Below are 15,542 nucleotides of genomic sequence, written 5' to 3' on the forward strand. Positions count from 1 at the left end.
GCAATCACAGCCGACCCGCAATGCGACAAAGAGCAGAAACGCGTCGTCGGAAATATTTCTGGACAGATTGATCCAGAAATACTAAATGAGATTCATGGCACGACACAAGGAATTCGAGCGCGACGAGGCGCTGGCTGCTGCGATCCAGGTTTTTTCCGATCATGGATACGAAGGCACGTCGACGGACGACCTCTTGAAGGCGATGAAGATCAGCCGGCAGAGCATGTACGACACCTTCGGCGACAAGCGCAGCCTCTATCTCGAGGCACTCCAGCAGTATAATGCCGGCAGCATTTCTAGGCTGATCGCCGATATCAATAGCGATGGTTCACCGCGCAAGGGGCTAGAAGCAGCCCTCGTCACCTTTGCCTCGCGACCGCCCGAAGAAGCCGCGCGCTGCTGTCTCGGCGTCAGCGCCGTCTGCGAATTCGGACGTTCGGATGCCGAAGTCTCGATGCTCACGGATAGCGCCAGCCGCATCTTGTCATCCGCTATCGAGACCGTTTTGCGCGACGGCGTCGCGAAAGGCGAATTCGCCTCGGATCTCGATGTGAAGACGGCCGTCCACTTCCTCGGCTCGACCCTGTCTGGCCTCAAGGTCAGCGCCCGCAACGGCGCCTCCGCGGAAACGCTGCGCGCGATCGCCCGCATGGCGCTTCGAAGCCTCACCTAGGATCCCGGCTCCGCGAAGCCGCTTTTGCATGCCTAATTCTAGATTAATCAGTCCAAAATAACAAAGGAAATCATCATGCCGCAGTCCACCATAAAAACCCTTGCCGGAAAAATCGCCCTGGTCACCGGCGGCTCGCGCGGCATCGGCGCAGCCATCGTCCAGCGCCTCTCCGACGAAGGCGCAAGCGTAGCCTTCACCTATTCGAGCTCGAGCGAAAAGGCCGAATTGCTGGCTCTCACGATCAACGAGGCCGGCGGCTCGGCGCTGGCGATCCGTGCCGACAGCGCCGATCCGGATGCCGTGCGCTCAGCCGTTTCGCAAACGGTCGAACGCCTTGGCGGCATCGACATCCTTGTCAACAATGCCGGCATTCTGATCCGCGGCGACGTCGCTGATTACGATCTTGCCGATTTCGACCGCATGTTCGCCGTCAATGTACGTGCGGTTTTCGTCGCCGCACAGGCAGCGGCTAGGGAGATGGGCCATGGCGGACGCATCATCACCATCGGCAGCGTCGCCGCCGATCGCTCGGGCTTTCCCGGCGCTTCGGTTTACAGCATGACCAAGGGAGCCGTCGCCGCCATGACCCGCGGCCTTGCACGCGATCTCGGCCCGCGCGGCATCACGGTCAACGCGATCCAGCCCGGTCCGACATTGACGGACATGTCTGCCGAGCACGAAGAAATCACGAAGCCGTTGCTTGCGGTCGGCCGGATGGGCAAGGATGAAGAGATCGCCAGCTTTGCGGCCTATCTCGCCGGCCCCGAAGCGGCTTTCATCACTGGTTCGGCCCTGACGATCGATGGCGGCTATCTCGCTTGATCGCCCCGAACGGAAAGGGCGACACTCGTCGCCCTTTGCTGATTTTCAAAACTTCTGCTGTGCCATCAGGATTTCCCGGGCGATGTGATCGAGCGGGACGACGCGGTCCACACCGCCCTTGGCGATCGCTTCCTTCGGCATGCCGAAGACAACGGAGGTCGCTTCATCCTGGGCAATGGTAAAGGCGCCGGCCTGGTGCATCTCCAGCATGCCCTTGGCGCCGTCGTCGCCCATGCCCGTCATGATGACGCCCATGGCATTCGAGCCGGCCGCACGCGCAGCCGAGCGGAAGAGCACGTCGACGGAAGGGCGGTGACGCGATACCAGCGGCCCCGTCTTGACGGTAACATAGTAGCGGGCGCCCTGCCGCTCGAGCAGCATGTGATTGTCGCCGGGCGCGATCAGCACATGGCCGCGCAGCACGGGATCGCCGTCAACCGCCTCCTTGACCTCGACTTCGCAAAGCCCGTTGAGGCGTTTGGCAAAGGCGGCAGTGAACTTCTCCGGCATGTGCTGCACGATGACCATGCCCGGCGCGTTGGCGGGAAGAGCCTCCAGCATTTCGCGCAGGGCTTCCGTTCCGCCCGTCGATGCCCCGACGCAGACGACCATTTCCGTGGTCTTCGCCATGGCTCTGCCCGTCGGCGGCGGCAGCATCGCATCCGCCGTCAGTTTCTTGGCCGGACCGGTGGCCGAAGCCGACCGGCTTTCACTGCGCCTCAGATTGGGAAGCCGCGCGTGCGAGGCGCTCTTGACCACTTCGCGAATGCGCATGGCTTCGTCGGCGAGATGGTCGGCAGCGCCGATCCTCGGCTTGAGGATGACATCGACCGCGCCGGCCTCGAGGGCCTGAAGCAGGGTTTCAGACCCAGCCTCGGTCAGCGAAGAGCACATGACAACGGGAATGGGCCGCTGCGACATCAGCTTGCGCAGGAAGGTGATGCCATCCATGCGCGGCATCTCGACATCGAGCGTGATGACATCAGGAATCTCTTCCTGGATCTTGCGCGCGGCCATGAAAGGATCGGTCGCGACCCCCATCACCTCGATTTCCGGATCCTCCGACAGGATCGTTGCCAGGGTCTGACGAACGCTTGCCGAGTCATCGATGATGAGAACGCGGATTTTTTTCTGCATGCTCGCTCCTTCGACTAGTAGCGCTGGAAGACGGTGTTCGAAACCTGTTTCAAGGGCAGGTCGAAGCCCGAAATCGACTCGGAATGGCCGATGAACATATACCCGCCCGGTGCCAGGCAATCGCACAGGCGGCCGAGTACGTCGGCCTGCGTCGGCTTGTCGAAATAGATCAGCACATTGCGGCAGAAAATGATGTGCATCGGATCCCCGACGGAATAGGTCTTGTCCATCAGGTTCATCCGGCCGAAGCCGATCTTGGATCGCAACCGCGGCGTGATGCGGACCTCGCGGCGTCCGGGCTGCGATGCCGTCATGACATATCTGCGTCTGAGATCCGTCGGGACAGGCGCGACGACATCATCGGCGTAAATCCCGCGCTTTGCGACCTGCAGCACATCGGTACTGAGATCGGTCGCAAGGATGGAATAGTCGACATCGGAGCGGTCGGCAACGAAATCGGCCAGAACCATCGCTAGCGTGTATGGCTCGGCCCCCGTCGAGCAGGCCGAACTCCAGGCGCGCAGGCGACGGCTGCCACGCTTGACCAGATCAGGCAGGGCAACCGTCTGCAGATATTCGAAATGCTTCGCCTCGCGGAAGAAGTCGGTCTTGTTGGTGGTCACTGCGTCGATGAGATGCACGACCTCCTGCTCCAGCCCGCCCCCGTCGAAGAGGAAGTCGCAGTAGCTGTCAAAGGACGAAATGTTGGTTGCCCGCAGGCGACGCCGCAGGCGCCCCTCGAGCATGGTCAATTTCGTCGGTGGCATCTTGATGCCGCTATAGTCGTAGATGAAGCGCGCGAGCTTCTCGAAGTTCCGCTTGCTGATGTGATCACCGACCAGCTGCTGACCTTCTTTTATTGCAGCATTCCCCATGCCAAACATGTCCCCCTACTCCCAGATTATGCAGCATGTCCTGCAGCGCGCGGATCAAGCGCCATGGTGTCTTCGCGCGACAGCAGCCGCGCGAGATCGACGATGACGACGAAGCCGTTCTCGCGGCGCACGACGCCGGCGATATAATCCGAGCGCCAGCGAATGCCGATATCGGGTGCCGCCTCGATCTGATCCTGGCGGAACGGCGTGACTTCGAAGACGCGGTCGGCGACGAGGCCGAGCGTCAGCACGCGGCTTTCGATCGGGACATCAAGCACCAGCACACGTGTATGGGAGGTCGGCACCGTCTTCGACAGGCCGAGCTTCAGCCGCAGGTCGATCGTCGGCACGCCCTGGCCGCGGACGTCCCTGAGGCCGAGAAGATAGTCAGGGCCGTTCGGGATCTTGAAGGCCTCGGCATAGTCGAGAATTTCCCGGACCACTTCCACCGGGACAGCGAAGACTTCCTCGCCGAGGCTGAAAGTAACGAATTGAGATTCCGTTGATGTTGTCGCCATGATCATGCGCTTTCCTTGAATTCGGCGTCGCCATCATCGGGACCGCCCATGGAGAGATCGAGGGCATAGCCCTTTACGCGTGCCTGTTGCGCCGCAACCGTGTTGGCAGGCTTCACGGTTTTGGGCTTGCGTACCAGCGCTGCTGGCGCCTTGACCGTCACGCGTGCCGCAGCCCGTCCGCCCTTGTGTCCAGCCGTATCGACCTTGAAGAAGGCGATGGAGGCCTGCAGTTCTTCCGCCTGGGCGGCAAGCTCTTCCGAGGTAGCCGACATCTCTTCCGACGCGCCGGCATTCTGCTGCGTCACCTTGTCGAGCTGCCGGATTGCCTCGTTGATCTGGGCCGCACCGATATCCTGCTCACGGCAGGCGGCGCTGATCTCGGAAACCAGCTCGGCGGTCTTGCGGATATCTGGAACCAGGCGGCCGAGCATGTCGCCGGCTTCGGCCGCTGCCTTGACGGTATCGCCCGACATGGCGCTGATCTCGGCGGCAGCCGACTGGCTGCGTTCGGCAAGCTTGCGCACTTCGGAAGCGACGACCGCAAAACCCTTGCCGTGTTCGCCGGCACGTGCGGCTTCGACGGCGGCGTTCAGCGCCAGAAGATCGGTCTGGCGAGCGATTTCCTGGACGATGCCGATCTTCTCGGCGATCGTACGCATGGCGCTGACGGCGCGGGAAACCGCGTCGCCAGAGGCTTCCGCATCCTTGGCCGATTGGCGGGCGATCTTTTCCGTCTGTGCGGCGTTATCGGCATTCTGCTTGATGTTGGCGGCCATCTCTTCCATCGAAGACGAGGCCTGTTCGGCGGATGCTGCCTGTTCGGTCGCGCCCTGCGACACCTGCTCAGAGCTCGACGACAGCTCCTGGCTGCCGGCAGAGACATTCTCGGCGGCGGAGATCGCGTCGGCGACCACGCCACGCAGGCGCTCGACCATCTGCTCCAGGGCGATGCCGAGCGTATCCTTGTCGGACATGGGCTTTGGCGAAACCGTCAGATCGCCATTGGCAATCTTGTCGGCGATTTCGGCAGTGCCGCGGAGGTTCGAAGTCATGGTGTTGAGAGCGTCAACGAGATCCTTGACTTCGTCATTCGAATTGACCGAGGCCGTTGCGGAGACGTCGCCTCGTGCAACGGCGTTTGCAAGTTCGGTGGCCGAAGAGAGATTGCGCTTAATGGCATTGGTCACGAATACGACGATACCGATTGCGGCAAGCGTAATCAGAAGACCCGAAATTATCGTCATCTCAATGAGAGAGTGGAACAGCGCTATACCCTGTTCGCGCAGCTCCTTGGCGGCTTCGAGCTGGTATTCGGTAAGCTTGCTGATACCACCCGTCGTGGGATCGATCGCAGGATAGAGATCGTTCTTGGCAAATGTATCGAGCCTCGTCGCGTCGCGGGCCTGAATGATGTTCTGCAGCTCGCCGACCTTTACGTCGGACTGGGCCATGTCGGCCTTTACCTTTTCGACGATCGCGCTTTCTTCAGGCGTCAGTTCGGTCGCCAGATAGGCAGACCATTGGTCGGAAATCACGTGCTTCGCGGTTTCGATATTGGTGGCCGCCTGCTGCCAGTCCAGTTTCTCCGCATGCAACTTATGTGTCGTGTCAACGATGCTGACGGCGTAAGCGTCCGAGACCTGCTTCAACTGCTGCAGCGGAACGACCCGGTCGTCATAGATCGATTTCATCGACTCGGTCATGGCGTTCATGCCGTAATAGGCGCCACCACCGATCACCCCGGCAATCGCAATGCTGGAGCTGACCTGGATTGCAAGAATTTTGGCGCCGATGGAACGGAAAATTCCTTTTTTGCGGCTGGTGGTCATTGGCTGTTCCTCGCTACAGATATTTTGTTGAATTCATTAAGAAATGCCCATCGTGAGGGACATTTTCTTTGCATCCCGTAGGTTTGGACCCCCGCGGGATGCGTTTGTGGTGCCGCACCAGCGATCGTCACGCGCTCTCGCGGAAGTCGGCGTCGCCGTCATCCGGCCCGCCCATCGACAGATCGAGTGCAAAACCCTTGGCGCGCGCCTGCTGCGCCGAAACGGTTGCCCCGGTCTTGGTCATTTGCGGCTTGCGAGTGGCCGGAAGCGGCTTGCGCGTCTTCACAACGGCAGCAGCGACACGGTTGCTCTTGGTGCCTGATGTATCGACCTTGAAGAAGGCGATCGAGGCCTGCAGTTCTTCCGCCTGCGCAGCAAGCTCTTCAGAGGTCGCCGACATCTGCTCGGAAGCACCGGCATTCTGCTGCGTCACCTTGTCGAGCTGCTGGATCGCTTCGTTGATCTGGGCAGCACCAATGTCCTGCTCGCGGCAGGCGGCACTGATCTCGGAAACCAATTCCGCCGTCTTGCGGATGTCGGGGACCAGGCGTCCGAGCATGTCGCCAGCTTCGGCAGCCGCCTTGACGGTATCGCTCGACATCGAGCTGATCTCTGCGGCGGCGGACTGGCTGCGTTCGGCAAGCTTGCGCACTTCCGAGGCGACGACAGCAAAACCCTTGCCATGCTCGCCGGCACGGGCGGCCTCGACAGCGGCATTGAGGGCGAGGAGATCGGTCTGGCGAGCGATCTCCTGTACGATGCCGATCTTCTCGGCAATCGTGCGCATGGCACCAACTGCCCGGCTGACTGCTTCGCCAGAAGCTTCGGCATCCTTCGCGGATTGGCGGGCAATCTTTTCCGTCTGCGCGGCGTTGTCGGCGTTCTGCTTGATGTTGGCTGCCATCTGCTCCATCGAGGACGAAGCCTCTTCGGCCGATGCCGCCTGCTCGGTCGCGCCCTGCGAGACCTGTTCTGAGCTGGAAGAGAGCTCCTGGCTGCCAGCCGAGACATTCTCCGAGGCGGAAAGCGCATCGGCGACCACACCGCGAAGGCGTTCGACCATCTGCTCGAGTGCCAGGCCCAACGCATCCTTGTCGGACATGGGCTTCGGAGAGACCATCAGATCGCCATCGGAGATCTGCTTGGCGATCTCAGCGGTCTGACGGAGATTGGTGATCATGCTCTGCATGGCAATGCCAAGCACGTCCTTATCGGACAGCGGCTTCGCCATGACGGAAAGGTCACCGATAGCAATACGGTCAGCGGTGGCAGCCGTATCGCGAAGGTTTGCGGTCATGATGTTGACGGTGTCGATCAGATCCTTGATCTCGTCATTCGTCTTGACCTCGACCTTCACGCCCAGATCGCCGAGCGCAACTGCCTTCGCGACACTGGCAACCTTGGAAAGGCCGCGATTGATGCCTAGCGTGATCCAGAAAGCGGCGCCCAGAGCAACGATCAGCGCGACCACCGAAGCAATTGTCAGCGCCATCTTAGTGCTGGCGTAAAGCTCGTCGTTGTTCGCGTTTGCAGTGGCAAGGCCCTTCTGCTGAACCTGGATCAAGGTATTGACGGCGTCCGTCATCTGGTTGGTCAGGTCACGCAGTTCACCCACCGACAGAGCTTGTGCACCGGCTTGGTCGCCCTTGGCGTCCAATGCCTGAAGATCGTTCGAACGCTGACGGAAGGTCTGCCCGAGCGAAACCAATTTCTCCCAGTAAGGCTTTCCCTCAGGAGATGCGATGGCGAGGCCGTCCTGGACATTGGATGCCTCTGCCTGCATGTATCCGTCCGACTCCTTGTAGAAAGCCGCAGTTTCGGACGGGACGCTCGTCAGCAGCGCATTCTTCTGCGCACGGATGGCGTTGACCACGTTGACATTCGCAGTCAGAGCCAATTGCAGGCGCTTGACGGGGCCATCGATCATGGCGCCGCTGGAGTCATTGAGATTGCCGAGACTGATGCTGCCGTATACGGCAATGCCGATGAGCAGCAGCGTCATAACGCCGAATGCAAGTCCGAGTTTCAATTTAATGGTGAAACGCATGAATAATCCCCTAGGATAAAAAGAAACGGTAAGGCAAACGGCGGCCCGACCTTCGAGCAATGCGCCACCCCAAAGAGCCTACCAATCGGGGAGATCAGCTCATCCGCCTCCCCTTTTTCCGGACATCTCAACATCACTGCGCCAGCGCATACACGCGTTGGTCATTCCTTTCCCCCGAGCCGTACGGTCGGGGGAACCAATGGGTGGAAAGCGCCTTAGGCGCTTTCCTTGAAATCATCGTCCGCGGCATCAGGACCACCCATTGCGAGGTCCAGTGCAAAACCCTTTGCACGGGCCTGCTGGCCTGCAACCGTATTGGCGCCCTTGACAGCAGGTGCCTTCTTCGTCGCCGTCAGATGCGAGCGGGTCGATTTCGCGGCGGGCGCTCGACCAGGTTTCGCAGTGCTGACTTCGACCTTGAAGAAGGCGATCGAGGCCTGCAATTCTTCCGCCTGGGCAGCGAGCTCTTCTGACGTTGCAGACATCTGTTCGGAGGCACCGGCATTCTGCTGCGTCACCTTGTCGAGCTGCTGGATAGCCTCGTTGATCTGGCCGGCACCGATATCCTGCTCGCGGCAGGCCGCACTGATCTCGGAAACCAATTCTGCCGTCTTGCGGATATCCGGCACCAGACGGCCGAGCATGTCGCCGGCCTCCTGCGCGGATTTCAGCGTGTCGCTGGACATGGAGCTGATTTCAGCCGCCGCGGCCTGCGAGCGCTCGGCAAGCTTACGCACTTCCGAGGCGACGACCGCAAAGCCCTTGCCGTGTTCACCGGCGCGAGCGGCTTCGACGGCGGCGTTCAGAGCGAGCAAGTCGGTCTGGCGGGCGATTTCCTGAACGATGCTGATCTTCTCGGCGATCGTCCGCATGGCATTGACCGCGCGATTGACGGTCTCACCGGAGACTTCCGCATCCTTGGCGGACTGGCGGGCGATCTTCTCGGTCTGGGCAGCGTTATCAGCATTCTGCTTGATGTTGGCTGCCATCTCTTCCATCGAGGCGGAAGCCTCTTCGGCCGATGCAGCCTGTTCGGTCGCACCCTGCGAGACCTGCTCGGAACTCGCCGAAAGTTCCTGGCTGCCGGCGGAGACATTGTCGGCGGCCGAAAGCGCGTCAGCGACGACGCTGCGAAGACGCTCCACCATCAGCTCCAGCGCGATGCCGAGCGTATCCTTGTCGGATAGCGGTTTCGTCATCACGGTCAGGTCGCCCTCGGCGATCTGGTTCGCGATCTCTGAGGTTGCCCGCAGGTTTGCCACCATGCTCTGCATCGCAAGGCCGAGCGTATCCTTGTCGGACAGCGGCTTGACCGTGACGGACAGGTCGCCGGTGGAAATCTGGGTCGCGATATCGGATGTTGCGCGCAGGTTCGTCACCATGCCCTTCATCGCGAAACCGAGCGTATCCTTGTCGGAAAGCGGTGTCGGCATGACGGTGAGGTCGCCCTCGGCGATGGTATTGGCGATCCTGGCGGTGTTACGCAGGTTGCCGGTCATGACGTTGATCGTGTCGACCAGATCCTTGATCTCGTCATTGGTCTTGATCTCGACATTCTGTTCGAGATCGCCGATGGCAACCGCATTGGCGACCATCTTGATCTTGTTCAGGCCGCGGCTGATGCCGAGCGCAATCCACAACGCGGCGCCGAAGGCGATAAGGCTCGCGACGGCGGCGGTGATGATCATCAGCAGGCGCGTATTGGCATAAAGGACGTCGGTCGAATCGTCCGCGTCCTTCATCTTGCCCTTGCTGCTATCGATTGCGGAGTCGATCAACTTGTCCAGTTCGTCGGTGATCTGTCGGCCGTCCTTGTTGGAAAGGCCTGCTGCTTCGGCCGCGTTGCCAGCCTTCATCAGGCCGACGACGCGATCATGCGTCTGGATGAATTTGTCGATCAGCGCCTTGGACTGCAGCCAACGACTTTTTGCGTCGTCGGACGTGCTGCCCGCTATCAGGTCGGTGATGATCTTGTTGACATCGTTCTTGTTGCCTTCGGCCGAGGTCTCATACTGCGCCATCTCGTCGGCGTTGCTTGCCGTGATGATGTTCTTCTGGTCGCGAACAAGCTCGAGCATATTGATATTGAGTTCTTCCGCAGCCTCCAACTTGGCCGCAGGTCCGGCGATGAGATCGCCGATAGCGTCGTTCAGCGAGCCGAGGCTGATGACGCCATAGACGGCGCTGCCGATCAGAAGCGCAATGACAAAACCAAAGGCCAAAGCCAGTTTGAGCTTAATGGTGAAACGCATTTTAATACCCCATACGTAAATGCAATTTCAGATGTTTGACGCAGCCTTGGGAGCAGTGCGTCATGGCGGGTGAAAGGCTTCCGACGAATGTGCGATGACATTCACTTCTCCGGCGGACAGACATCTTTCAGTTCACGCCAACGCATACACACGTTGGGGATTGGATAATCGGGGCCTCAAACCGGCACCGGTAGTGGCACTTATTCCCGACGGGAATGAAACAGGTCATGTTCGGGTTTTGAAACTCGGCGTCCAAAGGGCGAAAGCCCGGATCGACCTTGGGACCAGGCTCCTCATGAACCCTGATCGCGACGCGTTCACGCGTCCGGCATGCACGAAAGGACGGCCTCTATTCGAGGCCGTCCTTGATCTTATCAGGCGCTCTCGCGGAAGTCGGCGTCGCTGGCGTCAGGGCCGCCCATCGAGAGATCGAGTGCAAAACCCTTGGCGCGTGCCTGCTGGGCGGCAACGCTGCTGCCCACATGGATGGGTGCATGCGCGGGGGCTGTCTTGCGAGCCGTCGGTGATGCGGAAACCACCTTGGTCGTTGCCTTGACCGCCACCTTCCTTGGGGCAGCAGCCTTGTGTCCGGCCGTATCGACCTTGAAGAAGGCGATCGAGGTCTGCAGTTCCTCAGCCTGGGCGGCAAGCTCCTCGGAGGTTGCCGACATTTGCTCGGAAGCGCCGGCATTCTGCTGGGTCACCTTGTCGAGCTGCTGGATTGCCTCGTTGATCTGGGCCGCACCGATATCCTGCTCACGGCAGGCGGCGCTGATCTCGGAAACCAGCTCGGCGGTCTTGCGAATGTCGGGCACAAGGCGGCCGAGCATGTCACCGGCTTCAGCGGCTGCCTTGACGGTGTCACCCGACATCGAGCTGATCTCGGCAGCCGCCGACTGCGACCGCTCGGCGAGCTTGCGGACTTCTGACGCAACGACCGCAAAGCCCTTGCCGTGTTCGCCGGCACGAGCTGCTTCGACGGCTGCGTTCAGAGCGAGAAGATCGGTCTGGCGGGCGATCTCCTGGACGATGCCGATCTTCTCGGCGATCGTGCGCATGGCTCCGACAGCACGGGTCACCGCTTCACCGGAAGCCTCGGCATCCTTGGCCGACTGACGGGCGATCTTTTCCGTCTGGGCAGCGTTGTCGGCATTCTGCTTGATGTTGGCCGCCATCTGCTCCATCGAAGCAGAAGCCTCTTCTGCAGATGCTGCCTGCTCGGTCGCGCCCTGCGAGACCTGCTCAGAGCTGGCCGAAAGTTCCTGGCTGCCCGACGAAACATTGTCTGCAGCGGAAAGCGCATCGCCGACGACGCCGCGGAGACGTTCGATCATGACATTGACGTTGCCAAGCAGCTCGCCGATTTCGTCGCGGTTCGTGACCTCTGCCGTCTTCGTCAGATCGCCTTCGGAGACTTCACGAACAACGGTGTTGGCGCGGCTGAGGCCCTTGCTGATCGAGCTTGCGATCCAGAAAGCGGTAATAGCAGCGATCAGCAGCGCGGCGGCGGTAATCCCGATCATCATGTTGCGAATGTTGGCGAACTGCACGTCGGCGTCGTCATCCGCTGCCTTCATCGCCTGCTTTTCGACCTTCAACATATTGTCGATATTGGTGTCGAGATCATTGTTGGCAGCCTTGCCGTCTGTCGACGAAACATCGGCAGCCTTGTCCTTGTTGCCTGCCTTTATGTAATCCCTGATCTCGTCATCTGCTTTCTCGAAGCGGTCGATGATCGACTTCAGCGCGGTCAGCTGGGCACCGTTTTCTGCTGTAGCGACCTTGTCGAGGCCGGCGAGTGCTGTTGCGATATCTCCGCGCGCCTCGTCACCACGCTGGATAGCGTTCTTCGTGTCGTCATCGCTGCGGGCAGACAGCAAGCTCTTCTGTTCGCGGATAGCTTCCAGCACCGCGATATTGACTTCCTGTGTCAGCTCGAGGCGAGCGGCGGGACCTTCTAGAACATTGCTAATAGTATCATTAAAAGAACTGAGGCTCATGACCGCATATCCCGCGGTACCTATGAGCATAAGAATGATGAAGGTGAATGCCCCCACCAGCTTGGCTTTAATTGTTAAACGCATCGGTATGTCCCCTCTGAAGTAAGCGGCCGAAGACGCTAGGCGGAAGCCGCCTTGTCATGTCTGGCTGCGAAAATTGCCTGGAGATTCGGAAGAATGATGAATTCTCCTCCGCGCTTGACCAGGCAGTTGATGTAGTCGGGACGCCAACGCATCCCCACGCTCGGCGGTGCTTCGCTAGAAGCTTTTGCAAGGGTGGTGACTTCATTCACCTTGTCAGTCCGCAGACCCACCAGCGTGGGCTCATCCTGCAGGTCGAGTTCGATAACGATGATGCGGCTATCGATGGTTGCCTCTGCTGCTTCCATTCCAAAAGCGAGGCGCAGATCGGCAAGGGGTATGACCTTGCCGCGGAAGTTGATGACGCTGCCCACGAAGGGCTGGCTGCCGGGAACGGCGGTTTCCGGAAGCAGATCCAGGATTTCCTGGACCATGACCGCCTCGAGAGCGAAGGTTTCGCCGTTGAGATCGAAGGTCAGGACCTCCATCTCCTCGGCATCGTTCCAGTGATTGTCGATCTTCAGGGCTGCTTCGCTCATCCTACTGCGCGCAATTGCGCCTCCTGTTGCTGGCCGGCACTGACCAGATGGGTCACGTCGAGGATCAGCGCGACGCTACCGTCGCCGAGGATCGTTGCACCGGAGAAATGGGCAACGTCGCTATGCAGCTTCGACATGGATTTGATGACGGTCTGGTGATCGCCGATGATCTGGTCGACGACCAGGCCGACACGCTCGGTGCCGGTGGAAATCACGACCACCTTCTGATGGATGTCCGGCTTGGTGCCGGTGCGGAACACTTCCCGCAGGCGCAGGAAGGGCACAAGGCTGTCGCGCAGCGAGATGAAGCTGCGGCCGCGCGAACGAAGATCTTCCTCCAGCGACAGTTCGAGGCATTCCTCGACCGCCGAAAGCGGAATGACATAGCTTCCCGCTCCCACACGGACGAGCAGGCCGTCGATAATGGCAAGCGTCAGCGGGATGCGCAGGGAAACGTCCGAGCCTTCGCCGTTATGGCTGGTGATGTCGATCGCGCCGCGCAGGGCCTCGACCGTCTTCTTGACCACATCCATCCCGACTCCACGGCCCGAAAGATTGGTGATCGTGGCAGCCGTCGAGAAGCCCGGAGCAAAGATCAGCTGCAGCAACTCGGAGTCGGTGAGCTGCTGGCCGGGCTGGATCAGGCCGGACGATTCCGCCTTGGCGCGGACACGGTCCCGGTTGATGCCGCGGCCGTCGTCCTTGATCGAGATGATGACTTCGCCACCTGCCTGGCGCGCCGACAGGGTGACCGTTCCGGCCTCCGTCTTGCCGGCAGCAAGGCGCTCTTCCGGCGGCTCGAGGCCGTGGTCGATGGAATTGCGAACCAGATGGACGAGCGGATCGGCAAGCCGTTCGATAACTGTCTTGTCGACTTCCGTTGTCTCGCCTTCCGTCACCAGCTCGATAACCTTGCCCGTTTCGCGGGCGAGATCGTGAACGAGGCGGCGAAAGCGACCGAAAAGAGTTGCGACCGGCACCATCCGCAGCACCATCATCGTGTCGCGAAGTTCGCCGGAGAGGCGCTCGATTTCTTCTGAGACCGAACGGAGCGCAATGTCGCTGCTGGAGCTTGCAAGCTGGCTGAGGCGCGATTGCGCAATGACAAGCTCGCCGACGCGGTCCATCAGTTCGTCGAGACGTTCGGCGGGAACGCGCACGCTCTCTGCCGCCTTTGCCTGGCGGTTGTCCGCGGCTGCGGGCGCCTGCTGCGTCGGTGCAGCCTCGCGCTTGACCTGCGCGATCTCGACGACCGGTGCCGGGGCAGCGGGCGCCGCGACGGGGGCGACCACAGCGGGGGCGGCAACCTTGACCTCGGCCGGAGCAGCGGCTGCAGCGCCGACTTCTTCGACCTCAAGCACCATGTCATCCATGACGAAGATGAAAACATCGTCGATTGCCGAGCGTGGCTGCTCGGTCGTAAGGGTGACATCCCAGGTAATGTGCAGCTCGGTCGGAACGAGCGCATCGATCGACGGAACGGCCGATGTGTTTGCAAGGATCCGGCAATCGCCAAGCTCGCGCAGTTCGTCGAGAAGGCCCAGCGGATTGGTGCCGTTGATCATGGCATTCTGCGGCAGGCTGAAATGAATGCGGAAGGTCTTGGCCTTGCTCGCCGGCGCGGCAGGAGCCGCCTCAACGGCGGCGGCGGCTTGTGCAGGCTTTGCAGCCTCGCCCTTGGCGCCGACTGCAGCATGAAGCTGAGCCAGAAGGCGCTCGCTCGTCGCGCCGTGATCGCCGGTCGGATCGTCGACCAGGGCACGCATATGATCCTGCGCGTTCAGGACGGCGGCGACCAGTTCGCTCGTTGCCGGTACTTCGCCCTTGCGGACGCGATCGAAGGCAGTTTCACAATGGTGGGTGAAGGCGGCCAGCGCGTCGAAGCCGAACATTGCGCCGGAGCCCTTGAGCGTATGAAGGCCGCGAAACACCGCGTCGATCAGAGCCTTGTCGTCAAGGCGATGCGTCAGGTCGAGAAGGCCGGCTTCGATCTGCTCCAGGCATTCGGCAGCCTCTGTACGGAATACTGCAATCGGATCAGGCGAACTCATCTTCCCAGCACCTTCTTCACGATTTTGACGAGATTTTCGGGATCGAACGGCTTGGTCAGCCAGCCGGTGGCGCCTGCAGCCTTGGCGCGCGCCTTCAGGTCCGCGTCAGATTCAGTGGTCAGGAAGATGATCGGTACGCCCATATGGGCCGGCAGCTTGCGCAGCTCTTCGATCATCGTCAGACCGTCCATAATCGGCATGTTGAGGTCGGTCACGATCAGATCGAAATGGCCGGCCTTCGCTTTTTCGAGGCCTTCCGCACCGTGCACGGCTTCGGTGACATCGTAGCCGGCATTGGTCAGCGTCATCTTGGTTGTAAGACGGATGCTTGCGGAATCATCGACCGTCAGGATCTTCGCACTCATTGATGTACCTCGTTATGTAACCAGAATTGGGCGTCCTCCACCGAGAAAGCATCGATGAACCCACCCCGTTGCAGTACTTTCAGAACAGATCCGCTGGCGGGCAAAGAAAGACGGAGGGATTTTCCGGACGACTTCGCATGTATGCGCGCCGACTCCACCAGTTGAACGAAGCTGAGATCGGCCTCAGCGTCCGGCGGGATTTCGAGGACGATCGACTTTCCGCCTTGAATTTGCGCAGTAATAGTAGAGTGTAGATCGGAAATATTCCTGATCAACAAAGAATTAGGCATAGAAATAGCTTCAGAATACGCAGAGTCCATCCTATTACTGCCCCTTTCGGCAAAATAAATACT

General features: G+C 60.4%; 12 protein-coding genes and 2 pseudogenes. 2 read left to right on the top strand and 12 right to left on the bottom strand.

All coding sequences use genetic code 11. The features are described from left to right. Positions 1 to 94 precede the first annotated feature (94 nt). Both DTW90_RS04690 and DTW90_RS04695 read left to right on the top strand, forming a co-directional pair. Positions 95 to 673, top strand: a complete 579-nt coding sequence (locus DTW90_RS04690) for a TetR/AcrR family transcriptional regulator (protein WP_149337050.1) — start codon at positions 95 to 97, stop codon at positions 671 to 673. A gap of 75 nt (positions 674 to 748) precedes the next feature. Next, a complete protein-coding gene (locus DTW90_RS04695; protein ID WP_149336690.1) occupies positions 749 to 1,495 on the top strand; it encodes a 3-oxoacyl-ACP reductase family protein in 747 nt (248 codons plus the stop codon). Positions 1,496 to 1,540: 45 nt separating this feature from the next. Here the strand turns inward: DTW90_RS04695 and DTW90_RS04700 are convergent, their stop codons facing one another. From DTW90_RS04700 to DTW90_RS04750, 12 genes and pseudogenes are all read right to left on the bottom strand, one after another. Further along, a complete protein-coding gene (locus DTW90_RS04700) occupies positions 1,541 to 2,632 on the bottom strand; it encodes a chemotaxis response regulator protein-glutamate methylesterase (protein WP_132518252.1) in 1,092 nt (363 codons plus the stop codon). A 14-nt stretch (positions 2,633 to 2,646) separates the two neighbouring features. After that, positions 2,647 to 3,507: a CheR family methyltransferase gene (locus DTW90_RS04705; RefSeq protein ID WP_149337052.1), complete on the bottom strand. Its 861-nt coding sequence runs from the start codon at positions 3,505 to 3,507 to the stop codon at positions 2,647 to 2,649. Between the two features lie 26 nt (positions 3,508 to 3,533). Further along, entirely contained in the window at positions 3,534 to 4,031 is a 498-nt protein-coding gene (locus DTW90_RS04710) for a chemotaxis protein CheW (protein WP_188079871.1), read from the bottom strand. Then, a pseudogene (locus DTW90_RS04715) lies at positions 4,028 to 5,257 on the bottom strand (methyl-accepting chemotaxis protein); the annotation flags it as partial. The pseudogene DTW90_RS04715 and the gene DTW90_RS04710, both read right to left, overlap by 4 nt. 48 nt (positions 5,258 to 5,305) lie before the next feature. Continuing rightward, positions 5,306 to 5,854: pseudogene (locus tag DTW90_RS38145) on the bottom strand (MCP four helix bundle domain-containing protein); the annotation flags it as partial. A 127-nt stretch (positions 5,855 to 5,981) separates the two neighbouring features. Further along, the gene (locus DTW90_RS04720) at positions 5,982 to 7,901 is read right to left on the bottom strand and encodes a methyl-accepting chemotaxis protein (RefSeq protein ID WP_149336694.1); all 1,920 of its coding nucleotides are present in this window, start codon (positions 7,899 to 7,901) and stop codon (positions 5,982 to 5,984) included. A 215-nt stretch (positions 7,902 to 8,116) separates the two neighbouring features. Next, on the bottom strand, positions 8,117 to 10,153 hold the full coding sequence (locus tag DTW90_RS04725) for a methyl-accepting chemotaxis protein (RefSeq protein WP_149336696.1): 2,037 nt from the start codon (positions 10,151 to 10,153) through the stop codon (positions 8,117 to 8,119). A gap of 374 nt (positions 10,154 to 10,527) precedes the next feature. After that, the gene (locus tag DTW90_RS04730) at positions 10,528 to 12,237 is read right to left on the bottom strand and encodes a methyl-accepting chemotaxis protein (RefSeq protein ID WP_132518242.1); all 1,710 of its coding nucleotides are present in this window, start codon (positions 12,235 to 12,237) and stop codon (positions 10,528 to 10,530) included. 35 nt (positions 12,238 to 12,272) lie between these two features. Next, the gene (locus tag DTW90_RS04735) at positions 12,273 to 12,773 is read right to left on the bottom strand and encodes a chemotaxis protein CheW (protein WP_132518240.1); all 501 of its coding nucleotides are present in this window, start codon (positions 12,771 to 12,773) and stop codon (positions 12,273 to 12,275) included. Continuing rightward, the gene (locus tag DTW90_RS04740) at positions 12,770 to 14,824 is read right to left on the bottom strand and encodes a chemotaxis protein CheA (protein WP_132518238.1); all 2,055 of its coding nucleotides are present in this window, start codon (positions 14,822 to 14,824) and stop codon (positions 12,770 to 12,772) included. Before DTW90_RS04740 ends, DTW90_RS04735 begins: the two co-directional genes overlap by 4 nt. Next, positions 14,821 to 15,189, bottom strand: a complete 369-nt coding sequence (locus DTW90_RS04745; RefSeq protein WP_132518236.1) for a response regulator — start codon at positions 15,187 to 15,189, stop codon at positions 14,821 to 14,823. The genes DTW90_RS04740 and DTW90_RS04745 overlap by 4 nt, the downstream gene beginning before the upstream one ends. Next, positions 15,186 to 15,509 (bottom strand): STAS domain-containing protein, encoded by a 324-nt coding sequence (locus DTW90_RS04750; protein ID WP_132518234.1) that lies wholly within the window; start codon positions 15,507 to 15,509, stop codon positions 15,186 to 15,188. Before DTW90_RS04750 ends, DTW90_RS04745 begins: the two co-directional genes overlap by 4 nt. Positions 15,510 to 15,542 lie beyond the last annotated feature (33 nt).

Source organism: Neorhizobium sp. P12A (assembly GCF_008365395.1).
GTDB lineage: Bacteria > Pseudomonadota > Alphaproteobacteria > Rhizobiales > Rhizobiaceae > Rhizobium.